Genomic DNA, 18,912 nt, shown 5'->3' with positions numbered 1-18,912 from the left:
TGCCGGGCGATTTAGCCGGCAGAGAGGGAGCAGCTTTCTAGTCAGTAGATATCATAGCCGATAGCCGTGCGGTAGAACACGTGAGGCGGAAGCGGCACGGCGCGATCGCGGCTCCAGCCGAAGCGGCGCATCGTTTCTTCGTTGCGGATCGGGCGCAGCCGCTGGCCTTCTCCGTAGAAAAGACGGCCGTCGGGCCCCGAATAGACGCGGTTGTCCAGCAGCTCGTGCTCCTCCCAAGGGTCCTGCTGGATCGGCCAGCCTTCGGGGAGCGAGAGCAGCTGCTCGTAGCTGATGCCGGCAGCTTCGGCAAGCCTTAATCCCAACTGGCTGCAGGAGAGCTCGTCGCGGATCGGGTAGCGGATTCCGTAAGCGATCATATGCGCGCCGCCGCCCGGATCCCTCGCGAGAAAGCTGTCCGGGAAGTCCCACATCAAGCCGGTCAGCGGATGGATGGGAGAACCCGTCGGCAAGCCCGCGAGCATGCCGTCCGCTCCGTGCGCGACCCGGTCCATCGAGAGGTTCAGGCGAAGGAAGGACTCGTAGGAAGCGATGGGGCGCTTCGTTCCCCTCTCTACGCGATAGACGCAGCCGGAAGCATCCATGCCATACCAGCCGCTGGGCACCAGATTGCCGCTTGGCGAATGGTGAGGATGCGCCTGCATCGGGATGCCGGGCAGGAAGCCGGGGTCGAGCTGCAGAATGAGCCGTTCCGGATTGAACCCCCACTTGCGGAGGAATCGGCGGCGATTGACCCTGGCAATCGCGTACATATCCAGATGATTGCGATCGAAGCTCTTGTTCCCTTCGTGATAGATGAACGTATCGCCGGCGATCCGGAGCGCCAGTCCTTGCTTGAGCGCCCGGTAGCCGTAATCGATATCCTCATAGCCGCCCAGAACGAACTGTTCGTCCAAGGCGCCGATCCGATCCCAGGTGCTGCGGCGCATCAGCATGCAGAACCCGCTCAAGGAAGTGACGTCCCGCCAGCGGGCAGGGTCGTGATGATTAAAGCCATCGGCGAATTGGAAAAATTGGGCGTCGTTCAAATACGTAAAAGCGCGTTTCTGCATCGGCAGAACAAAGTTGGACACCGGCCCGGCGATGGCGACGGACTCGTGCGACAGAAGGGCGGCTTGAAGCTGCGGAAGCCAGCGGGGAGAGACCAAAGTATCGTTGTTCAGCAGCAGAATAAGCTCCCCGCGCGCCATGGAGACTCCTTGGTTGCAGGATGCGGCGAAGCCCGCATTGCTTCCGTTGCAGAAGAAGCGGATGTCCGGCTGCTCGTGCAGCCAGCCTATCGTCCCGTCCGCAGAGCCGTTGTCGATGACGATCAACTCATACGGAACATGGGTGAAAGCACGGATGCTGTTCACGCACCGAATCGTTTGATCCATGTTGTTCAGAGTAAGAAGAATAATGCTGGTCAGCAATTTTCCACCCCCAACTCCTTCAGCATACTGGTGAAATGATCGGCGTAACGCTCGAGCGTAAAATTGTCCCGGACGTGGTTTTCGCCTCTGCGAACCAACGCCTGGCGCAGCTTCTTATCGGTCATGAGGCGGATCGCTTGGCGGCTTGCGCCGTCCGTATCCCCATGATCGTAATAGAGTGCGGTAACTCCGTCGATCAGGGAGGATCGTACCCCATCCGAATCGCTAGTGACGACCGGGCAACGGCAGATCAACGCTTCAAGCGCGGCATAAGGGGCTCCCTCCGCTTTGGAAGTCATGCAGAGCACCCCGCCGGAATCCCCGATCACGGAGTAGAAGTCGGCCATCTTGGCATGCGGGATGTGATGAACCTGGTAAACCCGGCCGGTGAGTCCCAGGACGTTGAGCTTCGTTTGCATTTTCTCCTGTTCTCCGGCCTCGGCGAGCCAAGGATCGCTGAACATCCAGACCTCCAGGTTAGGAACGCTCGGGAGCACCTTGGCGGCAATGATCAGAAAATCGCTCCAATTCTTGTTGGGGTCCAATCGTCCGATCCACGCCATCACGGGCCGCGGATAATCGGTTATCTGCCGATAATGGAACTGCGATGCATCGAAAGGGTTATGGAAGGCATACCGGCGTTTGTGGGGGTAATGCTCGAGAAGAATCTCGCCAATATGGGGAGTGTGCGGGAAGAGAATAGCATCGGCATGGGAGTCGAGATAAGGCTTGGCTCCGGTCAGGGCTTCTCTGGCGACCGGCTGAGGGCCGAAGCCCTGAATTTCGAAGATAAGCGGTCCTTTATAGCCCAATTGACGAAATAGAGACAGCTCCAAGAAAAAGGACACGACAACGATGGCCGAGTAGTTCTCCTTATGGAGGATCGAACGCAACGATTCCGGATTGCTCGTATAGAAGACCGTCAGCCCTTCGTTGTTGGAGGCTCCGCTTCCCGATTGGAAATACAGGAGATGGGCGTCGATTCCTTTGCCGGCAAGCGCTTTGACTCTCATGCGATTTAACGTATCGACTCCGCCGCTGGGGAGCACGAACACGAACAGAACTTTCATCGGTCATCTCCCCTGTCGGTTAATCTGCGATGGGGCGAGAGGCGAGTTCATAACCTCTCCAGAAGCGCATTCAAATAAGGGGCATATTGGTCCCGGACGAAGTTGAATTCGGCGTCCACCGTCTGACTGCGCTGCCTGGAGCCCATTGCTTCATGCCAACGGTAAGCGGTCAGCGTCTCGTTGATAAAGTGGAAGTCGATTCCGGAGATAAACACGCGCAGCCAGAATTCGTAGTCCTGCGTGCAGGTCAGTCCTTCATTGAAAGGGCCTAACCGGAGAGGGAGGGATTTGTGCATCATGACGGTGCATCCGTTAATCGGACAGAAGGTGAACATGGCGCGGATAAAATCTTTGACGGAAGGGAATTTGACGGCGAGGTTCGACTTGAGCACTTCATTGTAGGCGCCGATCAGATCGAAGTCCGTGCAGCTGATCAGCGCATTGTGCTGCTTCATGTAAGCGACTTGCCTGGCGATCTTGTGGGGGTAGAAGCGGTCGTCCGAGCTCAGCCAGGCGATGTATTCTCCGGATGCCATACGAATCCCATGATTCAAGGCGCTGGCCGTACCGCCGTTCCCTTTGCCCAGATAGTGAATATGGCGCAGATAGGGGGTAAGCCGCTCCTGATGCATGGTGGACCCGTCATCGACGACGATGATCTCGATGGGAGAGTATGTCTGGGCAAGCGCGCTCGCGACCGCTTGGTCGATAAAGGCGTCGTTGTAGAAAGGAATGACAATGCTGACAAGGGGAGCCGTCGTTACGGATGTCATGGCCAGCCTCCTGTTCCTGAATGGTATCAGTTTATGAGGACAGGATAGCTGCCGTCACGACAGTTGAACCCCCATCATCGGCCTGTTTTGGATTGGATCGTCCATCTCAGGAGAAGACCCGATTGCGACAGACCGGAGCCGAACCCATAGAGCGCGACGAGATTCCCGGCTTGAAGCTTGCCTTCCCGCACGGCGAGGTCAAGGGCAAGCGGAATCGAAGCGGCGGAAGTGTTGCCGAACCATTCCATGCTCGTGAGAGCTCGGCTAAGCGGGAGGTCCATCCGTTCGCACATCGCTTCCACCATTCTCATGTTGGCGCTATGGGGGACAAACCAGTCGAGCTCCTCCATGTCGGCGCCGGCGGCTTCAAGCATTCTTCGAACGGCAAGGGGAACTTGAGTTACCGCCCACTTGTACACCTCCCGGCCGTTCTGAACGATCTTGCCTTCGCCGGCAAGCGGTTGGCCGTTCCACTCATCGGACAGTCCGGACGCGTATACCAAAGGCCCCCCGGCTCCGATCGTGTCGGCATCCGATGCCAGGAAAGCACCTTGGGCGGCATGCTCGACCAGAACGGCTCCCGCCCCGTCACCGAACAGAATGCAGGTGGAGCGGTCCGTATAGTCCGTGATACGGCTAAGCGTCTCGACGCCGATAACCAGAATTCGGCGGTACGCTCCGGTAAGCACGAGTCCGTTGGCCGTCTGAAGAGCGGATACGAAGCCGGCGCAAGCCGAGTTCATATCGAAGGCAAGGCAGCCGTTCATCCCGAACGCTTCCTGCACGCGGGAAGCGACGGATGGAAATGGCGAGTCGGGGGTCGTCGTCGCGACGATTATGCCATCGATGCTTCCGGAATCCAGCGGATATCGGTCAAGCAGATCCCGGACGGCGCCAATCGCGAGATGGCTGGCGAATTCGCCGGGCGAGGCTATGCGACGCTCCCTGATGCCGGTGCGGCGGACGATCCACTCGTTGTTCGTATCCACCATGGCGGATAGATCGTCATTCGTCAGGCGGCGTTCCGGAACGAAGCTGCCTATCGCGGTAATGGAAGCCTGGGACGTGATAGCGGGCGTTAACATGAAGTGCGTCCTCCTTATGGGGTCGAATATGGTTAGATACTAGAACCAGGTACTAAATTTATCTTACGAGCATTAATTGCTACTGTCAAGATGACCTTCTCCGGGCATAGCCCCGTATGGAGGGGGCAAACTAACTCATGGCGCCGCAACGCCCACATCGCATGAAGGAGGAGTAAACAATTGAATAAGGGCTTGATTTTCTCGACGCTTGTCCTCTCGACCGCTTTGGCCGTAACGTCGACGGGTTGTGCCACCAAGCAGGGAGAGATGAGCACCAAGAACGTTCGGTCGCATTCGTACCGGATGAAGGCGGCGGACGGACCAAGGTTCGCTCATGACGGAGCCCTCGAAGCGAACCGTTACCGCGGTACGCAAGTCATGGACGGCAATGTCACGGGACTGCATGGGAATTCGAATGTAGAGATGAGCCAGGAGATTGCGGATAAGCTCGCTTCGGTTCCCGGGATCAAATCGGCCCATGTCGCATTGTCAGGCAGGAATGCTTATGTTGCGGTTGTCGAAGACAGAACTGGCGGAACCGGCAGAGGCGGGGTGACGGCTCATTCCGCACGTACTCATACCATTACGCCATACAGCTGGACCGGTCGCGAGCTAAGTTCCAACAACCTTCGTTCGGGATACGGTTCTACTCCGGGGACGGCCGTTCCTCGCACCGGCATGACCGGTTCGACTCATCGGGGCATGGGAACGATGAGTACGGCTCCGACGCCGTTCGGAACCCATCCGGGGATGAACGGGCCGACCGGAACCGGAACGACCGGAACCGGAACTGCTGGAACAACGGGCACCACCGGAACGACCGGAACCGGAACTACGCCAGGTACTGGATATGCCAGCGGAGAATTGTCCGACGCGTTGAAGAATCAGGTTGCCGATATCGTGAAGGGCATGTCTCCTCATGTCCAGAACGTATTCGTCTCCGCCAACCCGGATTTGTACGGACGGCTTGAAACCTACGCTAACGACGTTCGGGCCGGGCATCCCATCCGAGGGTTTGCCGCCGAATTCAGCACTCTGATTGAACGGATCTTCCCGCAAGCGGCGGGTTCGACCGCTCCGACGAAGTTGGCGCCATCGTATTATTCCCCGTCTACCGTTCCTTCGAACCGTTATAGCGGGACGGTCAACCGATAAAACATTTTTTCTCCAATCGACCTTGAGCGAACATGCTCAAGGTCTCTTTGCGCAAAGGCTCTTATAGGACAAAAGGGCGGATTGCGCCGGGTGATATAATGAAGGCAAGGAATGGCAATGCGAGGGAACCTATATTGAGCAAATATCAAACCGCTTTGATCGAAACGTTACATAAGCAGTTCGAGACTTGGTTCGAGGATATCGAGGATCGGCCATCCATCGCTGCGGAAGAAGTGGCAAGGTTCTTGCATACCGTAAAGGGAACGGCAGGAACGATCGGAATGCCGGAGCTGTCGGAGACGGCTGCTTTGCTCATGGAAGAAACCGAATTGACGGAGATGGCAGGGGAATGGCCCGCCGAAAAGCTGGGAGCGTACTTGTACCCGCTAATGAGAATCTGCTACGAATTCTCTCAGGGGAAGGACGGCATGCAAGCACATCCGATCGCAAGCGACCTGGATATTCCGATGGACCAGCCGTTGGTGCTGATCCTGGATGACGACGTGACCATGCTTCGTTATCTGAAGGAGGAGCTGGAGGCGAACGGCTTTTTTGTCATTGCCACCGTCCGACCGGATCACGCCATTCATTATTTTCACGACCTGATGCCTGATTGCTTCATCCTTGATCTCATGATCCCGGACATCGACGGCTTCCAGGTCATGGAGACGCTCGGCAGCCGTATGAGAAGCCGCTTCGTTCCGACAACGGTCATCAGCGTGAACGACGACAAAGAAACTCGTTTGAAGGCTTTCCGCATGGGAGCGGATGACTTCCTCAGCAAGCCCCTCGATATGGAGGAACTGCTCGTTCGCTTGGGGCGGCAGCTGCGCCGCAAGGAGCAGGTGGATCGTCTGCTGTTCGTCGACGAACTGACCGGCGCGCTCAACCGTAAGTCGTTCGCGGGCGCTTATCGCCGGCTTTGCGTCGAGAAGCAGCGTACGGAGGCGAACTTCACGCTTGCCGTCATCGACCTGGACCGCTTCAAGCAAGTGAACGACAAGCACGGGCATTCGACGGGGGATAAGGTGCTGTCGCGTTTCGCGGATTACGTGCGGGAGCATACGCGAGCTTCGGACGATCTGTTCCGATTCGGCGGGGAAGAGTTCGTGCTTCTTCTGCCGCATACGAGAGAGAACGAGGCGGTTCATCTGCTCGAACGAATCCTGGAGCAGTTCGGCCAAGTCGAGTTCGGCTCGGAGGAATGCCCGCTGCGGGTGACGTTCTCCGCCGGAGTGGTCGAAGTGTCGGATACGAATCCCGACCGGTACGAGGACTGGATCGAGGCGGCGGACCGGGCGCTCTATCGGGCGAAGGAAGACGGGCGCAGCCGCATCGAGATCGGCTCGATCGGGTACCTGACGCTGGAGAGAAGCAAGAAATTGAATGTTGCCGTCGTAGATGACGACGTAATCATTCGGACCCTTCTCGCCGAGCTGCTGAGCAAGTCGCTCGACGGCTCGGTCTGCGCCGACATTAAAGCTTTCCGGGACGGGAGAAGCTTCCTGGCGGATAAGCGGCACTCCGATCGCAATCCTTATCTGGTCATTCTCGACGGAATGATGCCGGATCTGGATGGTCTCGAGGTGCTCGCCGAACTGCGCGCCAACCCGGATTCCGACCGCTACTCCGTCATCATGCTGACGGGAAGGGCGGGATCGGACGATATCAACCGGGCGCTTAAGCTGGGAGCGGACGATTATTTAACCAAGCCATTCCGAATTCAGGAGCTGGATATCCGAATTCGAAGACTTCTTAGAAGATTCCGGTGACGGAGACGGAGGACGACCCATGCCCAGACTGCTGCTCGCGGAAGACGAGCCCGTTCTTAGAATGCTCGTATGCGATACTCTCGAGGATGAAGGCTATGAGATCGATGTCGCTTGCGACGGAGAAGAAGCCATGGAGAAGATCAAGCTGACGAGCTACGATCTGCTTATTCTCGATTATATGATGCCCCGCCTATCGGGTCTTGACGTCCTTGTTCGGGCAAGGGCGCTGCCCGGAGGAGACCGATTCAAGATCCTCATGCTATCAGCCAAGAACCAGTTGACGGACAAGGAGAAAACGGCGGCCGCGGGAGCGGACGACTTCATGTCCAAGCCGTTCAGTCCGCTGGCGCTCTCGGCCAAGATCGAGGAAATGCTGCATGCATAGGCTCTATCGGCGTTTTCAACGCAGCATGCTGTGGAGGGTATCCGGGCTGCAGCTCAGCTTCTTCGTCCTTCTACTTATCGGAGTGGCGGCGATGAACGCGGACGAACATCGGGCTATGAGCAGCTTCCAGCATCGGGCGGACGAGCTGTCCGGCAAGGAACGCATGCTTACCGAGATTACCCGGCACATGAACGTCATTTTCTATAATTCCCGCGAATTCGTCGAGCGCCAGGGTCCGGACAGCGGAGCCTATAACCGGATCATGAGCGAACAAGCACAACTCGAAGCCTCGATTGAGCAATATCGCAAGCTTGAGCTGAGCCAGGAGGAACAGAAATGGCTGGGCTCCCTGGATGCTTTCTTCGAATCTTTCTTCGATCGGCAGCTTCCGGAAGCCCGGAAGCAGGCCGAGAAGGATGGAAGCAATCCGCGTCTTTTGGAGGGGCAGCTGAACGAGCTTTCGAACGAGGTGCTCGTGAACGCTTACCAGGTCATGGAGAGCAACCAATCGGCGCTGGCGGAGGCCCAGCAGAAGCTGGATAGAAGGCTGTCGGGGCAGACGGCCCGTTTCGTGTTGTACGGCCTCGCCGTGCTGCCGCTTGCTTTGTTCTTGTATTACCGCATGGTCAGGGATTTGAGCTTCCCGATTCGCAGGCTTTCTCTGACCGCCAAGAACTTCGCCAGCGGAAGGCTCGAGCAACCTCGCGATACCGGACGTATCGACGAGATCGGCGAATTGGCGCGCTCCTTGCATTCCATGATGAATCAGATTCAGAGCAAGGAAGAGGAGCTGCTCGCGCAGAACGAGGAGCTCCTCGCCCAGCAGGACGAGCTTCAAATGCAGCAGGAAGAGCTGACGGGCGCAATCGTCAAGATGGAAGCGAACGAGCGGTTTCTGCAGCGCCGGAACGGCCTTGTCCAAGCTCTAGCGAATACGCTGGACCGTCAAGAGCTGCTGGATAGCATCATTTACAATCTGGTCATGCTTACGGAGTCGGACAAGGGGATGGCGATATTGCTGGATGGGAGTCGCGACCATGCCTCGTTCGGACTGTCGGAGGAGGGAATCTCGCAGCTTATCCGGTCTTGGGATGAAGGTATTTTTGCTAGAGTGCTTAGCAGCCGAAGGCCCTATACGATCAAGCGCCCGGCCAACGAGTCCGAGAAGGGCTATGTGACCGAGGAGATTCCCGCCAGCGACATGTATGTGCCCGTTCTCGGATCCGACGGAGTGCCTGTCGCCGTCATTGGCCTCACAAGCGTGGGAAGAAGATTTACTTCGGAGGATGAAGAGGAGATGGTCTCCTTCGCCCTTCAAGTCTCGCTTTCTCTTGAGAAGCTTCGGATGTACGAGACGGCGGAACATCAGAGAATCTTGACGCAGGACATGCTTGATACCATTCAAGAAGGCATTCAATTGCTGAACGCGCAAGGGACGACGATTCAGGTGAACCGGACGTGGCGCGAGATGATGGGGCTGCCTGCCGCCGGAGAGATTGCGGCCGGCCGGGAGGAATGCCGCGCTTTGCTGTCTTCTCTCGTCGATGAGCCGGAGCCGCTGCTGGCCTTTCTCTCTTCCATTGCGGATGGCCGGGAAGACGTCGGAGCCGAAATCGTCTATAAGATGAGGCAGCCGCAGCCAAGAATCATCCGAATGTATTACGAGCCGATGATGAGAAGCAAGGAGCGGAAGGGCTATCTGCTTGTCCATCAGGATATCACGAAGGAGTACGAGGCGGACCAGCTCAAGTCCGAATTCGTCAGCACCGTCAGCCATGAGCTGCGAACGCCTCTGGCCAGCGTTCTCGGGTTCGCGGAATTGCTTCTCTATAAGAAGCTCGCCCCCGAACGCCAGACCAAATATATCTCGACGATTCATCAGGAGGCCACCCGCCTGACGGCGCTGATCAACGACTTCCTGGACCTGCAGCGGATGGAATCCGGAAGAATGACCTACGAGCTTCGGGAGCTCGAACTAGGATCGCTCGTGAAGGAAACGATGGAGCTCCACGCCATGCAATCGGACGGGCATCGGTTCTTGTTCGAGGACGCGTCGGAGGCTGCCGTCGTCCTGGCGGATAAGGACAAGATCGAGCAGGTTCTCTTGAACGTGATCGGCAACGCCGTCAAATATTCCCCGGGCGGAGGAGACATCAAGGTCTCCTGCTTGCTTCAGGGGAATCAGCTAAGGGTCGCCATCGAGGACCAAGGTCTCGGCATTCCGGAGGAATCGCTTCCGAAGCTGTTCGAGAAGTTCTACCGGGTGGACAACGGCGACCGAAGGGCGATCGGGGGAACGGGCCTGGGCCTCTCTATCGTCAAAGAGATCATGACGATGCACGAAGGAGAGGTAGAGGTCGCTTCGGCCTACGGGCAAGGTACGACGGTGACCCTCGCTTTCCCTCTTGCTAAGGCCTGCGCAACGGACGATCGCGGCCCGAAGAAGGCTTGGGAACGCGGAGAGGAGCAAATGCAAATTCTGCTCGTGGAGGATGATGCGAGCTTGTCCGAGCTGCTCGCCGAAGAGCTGCGGGAGAACGGATACAGCGTCATCTCCTGCGATAGCGGAGAGGGGGCGCTCGCATGGATCTCGGAGCACCGGCCGGATGCCGTCGTTCTCGATCTTCTGCTCAGCAAGGGCATGTCCGGACTGGAGTTCCTGGAGCGCATGAAGGCGGATGAACGATTCGCCGATACTCCGGTCCTTGTCTCCAGCGCGTTCGAGGAGAAGGAGCGGGCTCTAGAGCTGGGGGCAAGGGGCTATCTGGTAAAGCCGTATCAGCCGAGCATGCTGTCGGAATCGCTGCGCCGTTTGCTGGCGGAAGCGGGAAATTAACATCGGAAGGAGCAGGCGGCTACCTACGCGCTTGCTCTTATTTTGTATAAGCCCCCAATCCAACGTTCATCCGGAGGATCAGGGGCGTATATTTACGGCTATCGGATCTTAACGGAAGCGACAGCCCCTTAAGCGGTATAGGTCAATCACCTCCGTTAGGCGCCAGCCGCAGTCCGTAATCCGCAACCCCAACCAAAACCGCGTGGTCCTGCTTAAGCGTATGATCGAACGTCTTCTAGGGAAGGCTGACCCATATCTTCCTTATTCATCCTAAGGGGCGACACCATGGGGCATGTACAAACCGAAGAAGATTTATTCGGCAAGCCGACCGTAAAGCGCATAGAAGGGCTGTTCCAGGACTGCGCCGACTTTGAGCGGCGGGATTACGAGCCGAGCGGCATCAGCGTCTTCTATCTCGTCTGCATCGTAGGCAACGACTCCCTTATGCGGGATATCGTCCTGCCCTTCTCCGACGCCGGCAAGGAGGAGGCTCTGGCCATTCTTCGCCGACCTCCTTATCGATTGGCCGAGAACGCAAGAGACTGTATGAACGGGATCCTGGAGGGCTGCGCGGCCATTCTCCTGAACGACCAGGCTTGGCTGATCGATCTAAGCGAGCAGCTCGGCCGCAATATCGAGCAATCCGAGACGGAAACGGTCATTGCCGGCCCCCACGACGGCTTCGTCGAGAATATATTCATGAACATCGCCGTCATGCGCAAGAGAATAAGAAGCCCGAGGCTGAAGACGCTGCTTCTGTCGGTCGGCGAGATTTCGAGAACTCCGCTCATGATCCTGTACATAGACGGTCTCGTGAATCCGGACAATCTGAACCGACTTGTGCAGAGAATCGAGAATATCGAGATCGATGCGGTTTTCGAGACGAATATGCTCGTCCAGTTCATCGACGAGAACCCGAACTCCGTTTTCCCCCAGTTCATGACGACCGAACGGCCGGACGCGGCGGCGTCCAAGCTTCTGGGAGGGAAAATCATCGGCATTCTTGAAGGCAGCCCCTCCGTATTCTCTTGCCCGACTGCGTTCTTCGATTTCTTCACTTCTCCCGACGATTATTATCAGCGTTGGCTTCTTGGTTCCGCTCTGAGGCTGCTTCGGATCATCGGCTTCCTCATCACGATCGGCTTCACGGCGTTCTACGTGTCGGTGACGACCTTTCATTACGAGATGATTCCCCACACGATGCTTCTCAACCTGACGGAATCCCGGAGCAAGGTGCCTTTTCCCCCTTTGTTCGAAGCGCTCCTCATGGAGACGACGATCGAGCTGCTGAGGGAAGCGGGAGCGCGGCTTCCGACGAAGATCGGCCAGACCATCGGCATCGTCGGCGGTATCGTCATCGGGCAGGCCGCCGTTCAAGCCGGCTTCACGAGCAATATCCTGATCATCGCGGTCGCCACCTCGGCCATCGCCTCGTTCGTCATACCCAGTTACGTGATGAGCGCGTCCCTGCGCCTGATCCGGTTCGGCTTGATCATCCTGGCGGGAATGTACGGCAATCTGGGTCTGCTGATGGGGATCGGTTTGATCATCATCCAATTGTCCGGCATCACGAATTTGGGCGCTTCCTACCTGACTCCGATCGCTCCCGCTAGCTTCAAGGATATGCTGGACACCTTCGTGAGAGGACCTTTCTGGGCCTTGACGAAGCGGCCGACCATCAGCCGGTCGCCCAATAAAACCAGGCAAAAAATGCGAAAATAAGCGACGGTGAAGCCTGTGAAAGAGAAGCTTAACGGATTCCATGTCGCTTTATTGGTTTACATGTGCGAGGTCGACGTCACGGTCTTCAGCCTCCCCCACGTCTTGGCCAAAAATATCGGTACCAACGGCTGGGTCGCGATCTTCCTGTTGTCCGCCGTCTTTGCCTTCAATATTTTTCTCTATCAGATCTTGTTCCGGGTGGGGGAAGGCCGCTCGGCGTTCGAACTTCTGGAGGGAGTCATCCCGAAGGGGATCCTCGCGCCGTTCTATTTGACGCTTTCGATCTTTTGGATCGCCCTTGGGGCGGTCGTCGGCAAAAATTTTATCCTGCTTTATCAGATTCTCGCGTTTCAGACGACGAGTCCCGAGATGATCTTCCTTCTCTTTTGTCTCATTGTCTATGCGCTGTTATCGAAGGACATCTACAGCATCGTTAAAGCGATCACGATCTTTTTCCTGCTTACCTGCTCGATGAATCTGCTCGTCCCTTTCTTCTTCGATAACTGGAGCCTGGTTCGCTTCACGACTTCCTTCTTTCAAGGCACGGAGAGCGGGCAGACGATACATGGCTGGCTGGAGGCAAGCTTAGTGTTCGTCGGATTCGAGTTCATCCTGTTCCTGTTCCCGAATTTCGAGCGCCGCCAGAAAGTGTTCAAAGGCATCTACATAGGGCACGCGTTCTTTACGTTTGCTCTGCTCCTGGTCGCGATCGTATCCTTCGGCTTCTTCAGCTTTCAGGAGGTTCAGGCGTTGCCGTATCCGGTCATCAATACGATGGAATATATCGAGCTTCCGTTCATTAACCGGCTGGAAAATTTGATCTTCACGTTTTTCCTCTTCGCGAATATCGTATCCACCGTCACGTTCGGCTACATGGGTCAGGTTACGCTAAAGCGGATCGTGCCGAAGCTGCCCGACAAGGTTCTCGTCTTCGCGATCATCTTGCTCGTCTTTGCGGTCGGCTGCTTCTTCCGTATTCTCCGCCAGACCGAGGCTTGGCTGGAACGAGGGTTCTATATCGAGATGGCGCTCGCATTCGCGATGCCAATCGTCTTGATTCCAATCGCAATGGTCTTAAAAAGAAAGGGAAAGGCTGCTGCCCATGAGTCCGGTTAAACGACGCGCCTGTCTCCTGCTTCTGTCCATTCCGCTGATCGCTTCGACGGTCGTAGGCTGCTCCGATCAGCGAGTCATCGAGAAGCTGGGCTTCGTTCGCACGATCGCATACGAGTCCGGCGGCGAAGGCAATGAAGGCAAGATCAAAGTGACCATCAGCATTCCGAAGACGAATAATACCGAAGCGATTCATTATACGGCTGTCTCCGTGACGGCGCGGGAAGCAAGAATCCTCTTCGACCGCCAGAACGAACGCCATATCGTGAACGGCCAGCTGCGCCAAGTTCTTTTCGGCGAGACGCTTGCCCAAGAAGGCTTGTGGCCCCATATCGATTCTTTGCTCCGGGATCCGACCATTGGCAATCGAGCTCACGTCCTCGTCGTCGAAGGCTCTGCCGAGCAGCTCTTGAAACGAAACTATCTCCAAAGCGGAACCGCGGGAGAGTATATCGACAATCTGATCCGCATCGAGAAAAGCTCGTTGGACGTGGCGGATACGTCGATTCATACGTTCCTCAGGGATTATTACGACGACGGCATCGAACCCGTCGCCTCGATCATCAAAGACAATTCCTACAGCATCCTGTTTAACGGAATCGCGCTTTTTCGGCAGGACAAGATGGTCGGGAAGGTATCAGCCGAAGACTTGCCCTATTTCGGAGCGCTCCACGGCAGGGTCAAATCCGGAGACTTGTTCACCGATTTTAAAGGGAAGCAATATGCCAGCGACTATTCGTCGATGATCTTTTTCTCCAGCAAGCGCAAGGTCAAGGTGTTGTCGATCCCTTCCGAATCCGGGGGCAGGGCCCCTAAGGTAGTCGTGAAGCTCAATATCATCGGCTCGCTGCTCGAATACAACGGTCCTATGCATGTCAGCGACAGAGAAGAGCAGGTCAAGCTGGAGGCGGAGATCGCCAAGTACGTTAAGGAGAGATGCGAGACGTTGATTCGTCAGCTGCAGGATGCCCGCTCGGACGCGATCGGCATCGGGCAGCACGTCCGCAACGCCATGCCCTACGCCGCATGGAAGAAGCTGGACTGGCCGGAGACGTTCTCCCGGGCGGAGATCGGGGTCGAGGTTCGGGTCCGAATCCGGAATTTCGGCAAGATGCAGTAGGAGTACGCGCCGACGGCGCTGCAGAGTGAGAAGCACATTTTCGGATAACCGCTATGTTTAACCGACGCTCCCGGATTTCTTCGGAATATGCTGTGGCATGTCCGACAGAGGGGGTGAAGGTTATGTTGCAGTTAAACGGGATCGTCGGCGGCAATGCGCCGATACGACTCGCGGCCAGACGGAGAAGGGATATGCAATTGACCGTGATCGATGTCCCCAACCGCAAGAAGCTCGTTCTGAAGAAGTTGAATTTTCTGCTCTCCAACGACGCATTCGTCTTTATCGTCGAAGCTCTTCCCGGCACGGGGGTGTTTCGGGCGAGAGGAGGCGCTGGCGACCTGGCTCCGAATAAGGTGTTGTTCAACAATACGACGGGAGACACCGTCCGCATTTTCCTGAACGTCGCCGTATTCAATTCGGCTGCCAATGCCAGGACGCTGGATAGAACGTCGAGCTGGCTGCTGAAGCTGGACATCGTCTGACGGGGAATTGCCTTGCGCGGGAAATAGGCGATTCTCTACGGGCAAACAGGCTCCTGCCCGGTTGCGCGCGTAGGATGCGGTTGCATATATTATGTTGAGTCCCGGAAATTAATGACAGGCAATAGTCAGCTATAGGACGCCATGGCTGGTCAAAATCAGACATGGTCGTACGCCCAAAATTACCGGGTTATCGCACCAGCATCTAGAGCTATTCATATGATAAAGTTGACTGTATCCCTTAACCTTGTAATCATTCCATTCCCGGGCAAGGAGGGGTGACACACTTGAAAGGCAACGACCACAAAAGCAAATTCCTTCTGACCAATCGGGAACGCGAGGTTTTTGAACTGCTCGTGCAGGATAAAACCACACGCGACATCGCCCAGCAATTGTTTATAAGCGAGAAAACGGTCCGCAACCACATCTCCAATGATATGTGTTTTAAAACACGCATCAATTGAATGCCGGAACAACGTAGGACAGCAACTTACTTGTCGTAAGGGAATATGTAACGACTTTCGAACTCCCGAGCTATCAATATTAGGACAAGCTTCCACTTGAATTGACTCCTGACCTTGCAGCAAAAGTGGATAAAATCAAGTTTCACAGTTCTGGAGTAATTGCCCAACTTAAAGCCGTAATGCTCAGTTGACTTACGATAGCTCAACGGGTCAAATCGATGTTGAGCAATCTCCGCAGTTCATAGCCGCAGGCTCATCTGTCCTCGTTACACTTGGCACAGTTCAGTAAAATGAAGGTGAAGCAAAGAGAATATTCCTTTAAATGGGGGCCTTCCCTATTCGCTTAAACAAGCTTCCACAATTTAGACTTCCAAGGTAGAATACATACCAACTTTTCTTGGAAGGGGTTCTTGTATGCCAAAATTGTCCGAATTGAGCCTTTATAATGCACATCCGTGGGCAGTCCCTGTTGTTCCTGATGTAGCCGATCCGTATTTTGCTCAGCTCATACCCTGGCAATTCGCCGAACAAGTGCTTGAACTGATCGAGCAAATGTTCAACGAGGTTGAGGATTTCTTTAAGTCGAGAAGCTTGCATATAGAGGTGACGATCTTCGAAATTAAGGAGGTCTTTGGGCATCTGGATATATCGAGCATAACCCCGCATTCGGAAGTCACCGCCATCTTTCATAAGTATAGCGAGTTGTCGAAGGAATACTTCGCATGATGGGGTAGGGGAGCGGTCAATAAAATTGCTAGCTTCTTTTTATGTCCAGATTATTTCATGCCGCCGACAAACAGAAGTCCACTTTTTCTTGCCCCTTTATGAAATCCCGAATACTTCATTCGCAGTTCTCCCAACTTTAACAGTTAAATTAAGATCCTAAACATAGTTATTAGCAGAGATATGCTCAAAAAACAACCTAAGTCCAACCTCAATAAAAATCTAATACAACTCAACTCTAACTCAGGGTTGAGTTTCTTTATTCCCACCCGCTCACCCAGTCTCCCGCCCTGATTCGCAGATCCACCCTGCTCGCCCTACTACCCTCCCACCCCAGCCTACCACAATCACAAAAAAGTCATGAGCCTTCCCAGACGGAGTTAGAAAACTGATGCAAGACATGAACCAATTCTGACGGAGTTGAAGAAAAAACACCGCAAGAGGTAGCAGACCTATGAGTGTAGGCAAGCAACATAATCGATCCTTGAAAACTGAACAGCCCCGAACGGACATTGGTCTACTACAAGACATGAACCAATTCTGACGGAGTTGAAGAAAAAACACCGCAAGAGGTATCAGCCATTTAGGTATAAGCAATCAACTACAACAACCGCAGGAGGCCACAAACATGACAGTTCAAAACAATGAAGCACAAGAAGTTGAGGTATTTATGAGTAACGCGAAGGGCAAGTCGCTCGAGAAAGCTTTAAAGCGTTTCGATGTGAAGGTTTTCTTGGACTGGAGCGACAGCGAAGCGGATGAGATTTTCTATGTTGAGTTGACCAGTAAAGTCACCAATAAGCGAGTCACTTTCACAAAGAGCTTTTTCGAGTCACCAAGAAATGCGAACAAAGTTCAGAGTAAGCTGAATCAGATCGGTAATATCGATTCAAGCACCTACACAGCCCTTATTTATCACATTCATGACCTAATTGATAACGAGAAGTTTGTAGTTGGAGGGGGCTATTCGCAGAATAGCACTCAGCGGCTCGAATGGGATCAGCAGGTAGCGATGAAGAATGCAAAGTTGGTCGTGAGGAATTTCTTGCGTAACCAGTTCCGATTCGCGCTCCAATCCGAGATGAACTACGCCAGTTCTAAGCATCTTGGGGTAGTTCTTGATAAGGAAGCTGATCTTCCAGAGGGAGTAATCGCGGTAGGCTTCAAGGGTTCTGCCTTGCAAGCGGTTTTGAACCCACTCGGACGTATGCAATCTCAACAGTATCGCCGCGAAATCCTCGGAGGTCTTGCCCATCTTGGGGTATTGGACGCAGAGATTGCCGAATATGACGATGATGAAGCGGAAGAGGTGTATGGCGGTTCTGTAGTAATTGGGGGTAAAACCTACACCGAAGATGGCTTCGTTATCGAAAACGGGAAGGTTCGTAAAATGAATGATGAAGAGGTAGCAGAGTACAGCCAGAAAACGAAAAAGAAGAAATCCCATCGCCTAGATAAACAGCGGAGTGTAACCGAAGACAAGGTCGGCGTAAAGTTCTACATCATGCACTTTACCCAAGAACTTCTCGAGGAGATGAAGCAGTATGTCGCCGCTTAATCTCACAATGTATTCAGAACAGATCAAAGCTCTCCTGAATGGGGTTCAAGACCCCATTCCCACCCTCGGTGGTAAGAGTGCTTTACTAAAGACTCTCATTCGCATATTTGACCACTGTATATATGAGTACGACCTGACCATCATGGGCGACCTCTTTCTCGGAGGTAACAGATTCCATACGCACTACAAGAACTATCGTATCGACCGAATCGGTAACGAAAAAGACAGAGGTCTTCTAAGTTTCTACAAGGCAATCCAAGACCCCAACCAGTTCGATTATCTAATTAGAGGTATCGGATCTTTAAGCAGACCTGGACTTGTGACTAAAGCGGACTTCGAGAACTTCGTAGAGTGGAGACGTGACCCGAGTACGGACGCAATAGACGCAGCGATCCTGACCTACTTGGTAAGCAAGTACAGCCGCGCCGCCAACAGACAGGACTTTAACCATCTGAAAGCCAGTGAAGGTATCAACATCGGTAACCTACATAGGAAGTTGACTCCGCTCACGAAGATTTACAGAGATGTTCAGTTTTTAAATCAGGGGTATCACGAGCCTTTTGAAAAGCTCATGTTCCGAGAAGATGCCCTGATCTACCTCGACCCTCCGTACTTAACAGATACAGCTGGCATCACCGAGGAGACTGAGGGTTACGATGATAAGTTTGATGCAGCCGACCACATCGCCATGCTAGACCGAGTAGTATCCAGGTCCTGCAAGGCAAAGGTCATTATAAGTAACTACTTCAACGAGCTTTACTACGACTACGTGAGGAAAGGGCTTCTCTACTGCTACTTTGTAGGGATCGTCCATGTGAATAGCTCTGGAATTGGTCGAAAGCGCCCTGAGTTTATCTTCACTAATGTTGAACTTCCGCAGTACGTGCTTCCCCCGATCCCGCACGATTATCAGTATTACTTGAGCAGCTGATGTTTGTCAGGGGTAGCAATTGGAAGCCAGGAAGCATTTGAACGTCAACAACCATTGGTTCCACTTGAGATGTAACTAAATCACAGACCTATAAAGCATACTATGCATCCTTATCGGGGTATCGAAGCCCCAACAACAAATTAACGGCTTTATACCGTAGGAGGATACTGAAAATGATCAAACAACACCTTTATATCAAAACCGCATATGTAGTTAACGGACAAATCTACGTATTGGGATTCAACTCGAATGAATACACTACGTTATCCCATGCAGTTCAGTTACAGGATAGGGCT

Annotated in this window: 16 protein-coding genes; 12 read left to right on the top strand and 4 right to left on the bottom strand. The window is 54.4% G+C overall.

Annotated features, from left to right (window positions below; all coding sequences use genetic code 11):
* Nucleotides 1–41: 41 nt before the first annotated feature.
* From ELR57_RS22885 to ELR57_RS22870, 4 genes are all read right to left on the bottom strand, one after another.
* The gene (locus ELR57_RS22885; RefSeq protein ID WP_126961417.1) at nt 42–1,430 is read right to left on the bottom strand and encodes a glycosyltransferase family 2 protein; all 1,389 of its coding nucleotides are present in this window, start codon (nt 1,428–1,430) and stop codon (nt 42–44) included.
* Nucleotides 1,424–2,500, bottom strand: a complete 1,077-nt coding sequence (locus ELR57_RS22880) for a glycosyltransferase family 4 protein (protein WP_126961416.1) — start codon at nt 2,498–2,500, stop codon at nt 1,424–1,426. The genes ELR57_RS22885 and ELR57_RS22880 overlap by 7 nt, the downstream gene beginning before the upstream one ends.
* A 47-nt stretch (nt 2,501–2,547) precedes the next feature.
* Nucleotides 2,548–3,273: a glycosyltransferase gene (locus tag ELR57_RS22875; protein ID WP_126961415.1), complete on the bottom strand. Its 726-nt coding sequence runs from the start codon at nt 3,271–3,273 to the stop codon at nt 2,548–2,550.
* A gap of 74 nt (nt 3,274–3,347) precedes the next feature.
* Nucleotides 3,348–4,358 carry a ketoacyl-ACP synthase III gene (locus tag ELR57_RS22870; RefSeq protein WP_126961414.1) on the bottom strand — a complete coding sequence of 337 codons (1,011 nt, stop codon included), beginning with the start codon at nt 4,356–4,358 and terminating at the stop codon, nt 3,348–3,350.
* A gap of 180 nt (nt 4,359–4,538) precedes the next feature.
* On the opposite strand from ELR57_RS22870, the gene ELR57_RS22865 reads away from it, so the two are divergent.
* The 12 genes from ELR57_RS22865 to ELR57_RS22810 all read left to right on the top strand — a co-directional run bounded on the left by ELR57_RS22865 (nt 4,539) and on the right by ELR57_RS22810 (nt 18,616).
* A complete protein-coding gene (locus ELR57_RS22865; RefSeq protein ID WP_126961413.1) occupies nt 4,539–5,513 on the top strand; it encodes a YhcN/YlaJ family sporulation lipoprotein in 975 nt (324 codons plus the stop codon).
* Nucleotides 5,514–5,647: 134 nt separating this feature from the next.
* Entirely contained in the window at nt 5,648–7,285 is a 1,638-nt protein-coding gene (locus tag ELR57_RS22860) for a response regulator (RefSeq protein ID WP_158630141.1), read from the top strand.
* A gap of 19 nt (nt 7,286–7,304) precedes the next feature.
* Nucleotides 7,305–7,670, top strand: a complete 366-nt coding sequence (locus ELR57_RS22855; protein WP_126961411.1) for a response regulator transcription factor — start codon at nt 7,305–7,307, stop codon at nt 7,668–7,670.
* Nucleotides 7,663–10,506, top strand: coding sequence for an ATP-binding protein (locus ELR57_RS22850; RefSeq protein ID WP_126961410.1), 2,844 nt, complete (start codon nt 7,663–7,665; stop codon nt 10,504–10,506). Before ELR57_RS22855 ends, ELR57_RS22850 begins: the two co-directional genes overlap by 8 nt.
* A gap of 285 nt (nt 10,507–10,791) precedes the next feature.
* A complete protein-coding gene (locus ELR57_RS22845) occupies nt 10,792–12,228 on the top strand; it encodes a spore germination protein (RefSeq protein WP_126961409.1) in 1,437 nt (478 codons plus the stop codon).
* 6 nt (nt 12,229–12,234) lie between these two features.
* Entirely contained in the window at nt 12,235–13,344 is a 1,110-nt protein-coding gene (locus ELR57_RS22840; RefSeq protein ID WP_126961408.1) for a GerAB/ArcD/ProY family transporter, read from the top strand.
* Nucleotides 13,331–14,461, top strand: coding sequence for a Ger(x)C family spore germination protein (locus ELR57_RS22835; RefSeq protein ID WP_126961407.1), 1,131 nt, complete (start codon nt 13,331–13,333; stop codon nt 14,459–14,461). Before ELR57_RS22840 ends, ELR57_RS22835 begins: the two co-directional genes overlap by 14 nt.
* Before the next feature lie 122 nt (nt 14,462–14,583).
* Nucleotides 14,584–14,943: a hypothetical protein gene (locus tag ELR57_RS22830; RefSeq protein WP_126961406.1), complete on the top strand. Its 360-nt coding sequence runs from the start codon at nt 14,584–14,586 to the stop codon at nt 14,941–14,943.
* A gap of 284 nt (nt 14,944–15,227) precedes the next feature.
* Nucleotides 15,228–15,404, top strand: a complete 177-nt coding sequence (locus tag ELR57_RS22825) for a LuxR C-terminal-related transcriptional regulator (protein ID WP_126961405.1) — start codon at nt 15,228–15,230, stop codon at nt 15,402–15,404.
* Nucleotides 15,405–15,818: 414 nt separating this feature from the next.
* Complete coding sequence (locus ELR57_RS22820) at nt 15,819–16,130, top strand: hypothetical protein (RefSeq protein ID WP_126961404.1); 312 nt, start codon at nt 15,819–15,821, stop codon at nt 16,128–16,130.
* Nucleotides 16,131–16,755: 625 nt separating this feature from the next.
* A complete protein-coding gene (locus ELR57_RS22815; protein ID WP_126961403.1) occupies nt 16,756–17,685 on the top strand; it encodes a hypothetical protein in 930 nt (309 codons plus the stop codon).
* Complete coding sequence (locus ELR57_RS22810; protein ID WP_126961402.1) at nt 17,672–18,616, top strand: DNA adenine methylase; 945 nt, start codon at nt 17,672–17,674, stop codon at nt 18,614–18,616. The genes ELR57_RS22815 and ELR57_RS22810 overlap by 14 nt, the downstream gene beginning before the upstream one ends.
* The last annotated feature ends 296 nt before the right edge of the window (nt 18,617–18,912 follow it).

The sequence above is a fragment of the Cohnella sp. AR92 genome (genome assembly GCF_003990975.1).
Classification (GTDB): Bacteria; Bacillota; Bacilli; order Paenibacillales; family Paenibacillaceae; genus Cohnella.
This window is presented reverse-complemented; position numbering and strand designations above follow the sequence as displayed.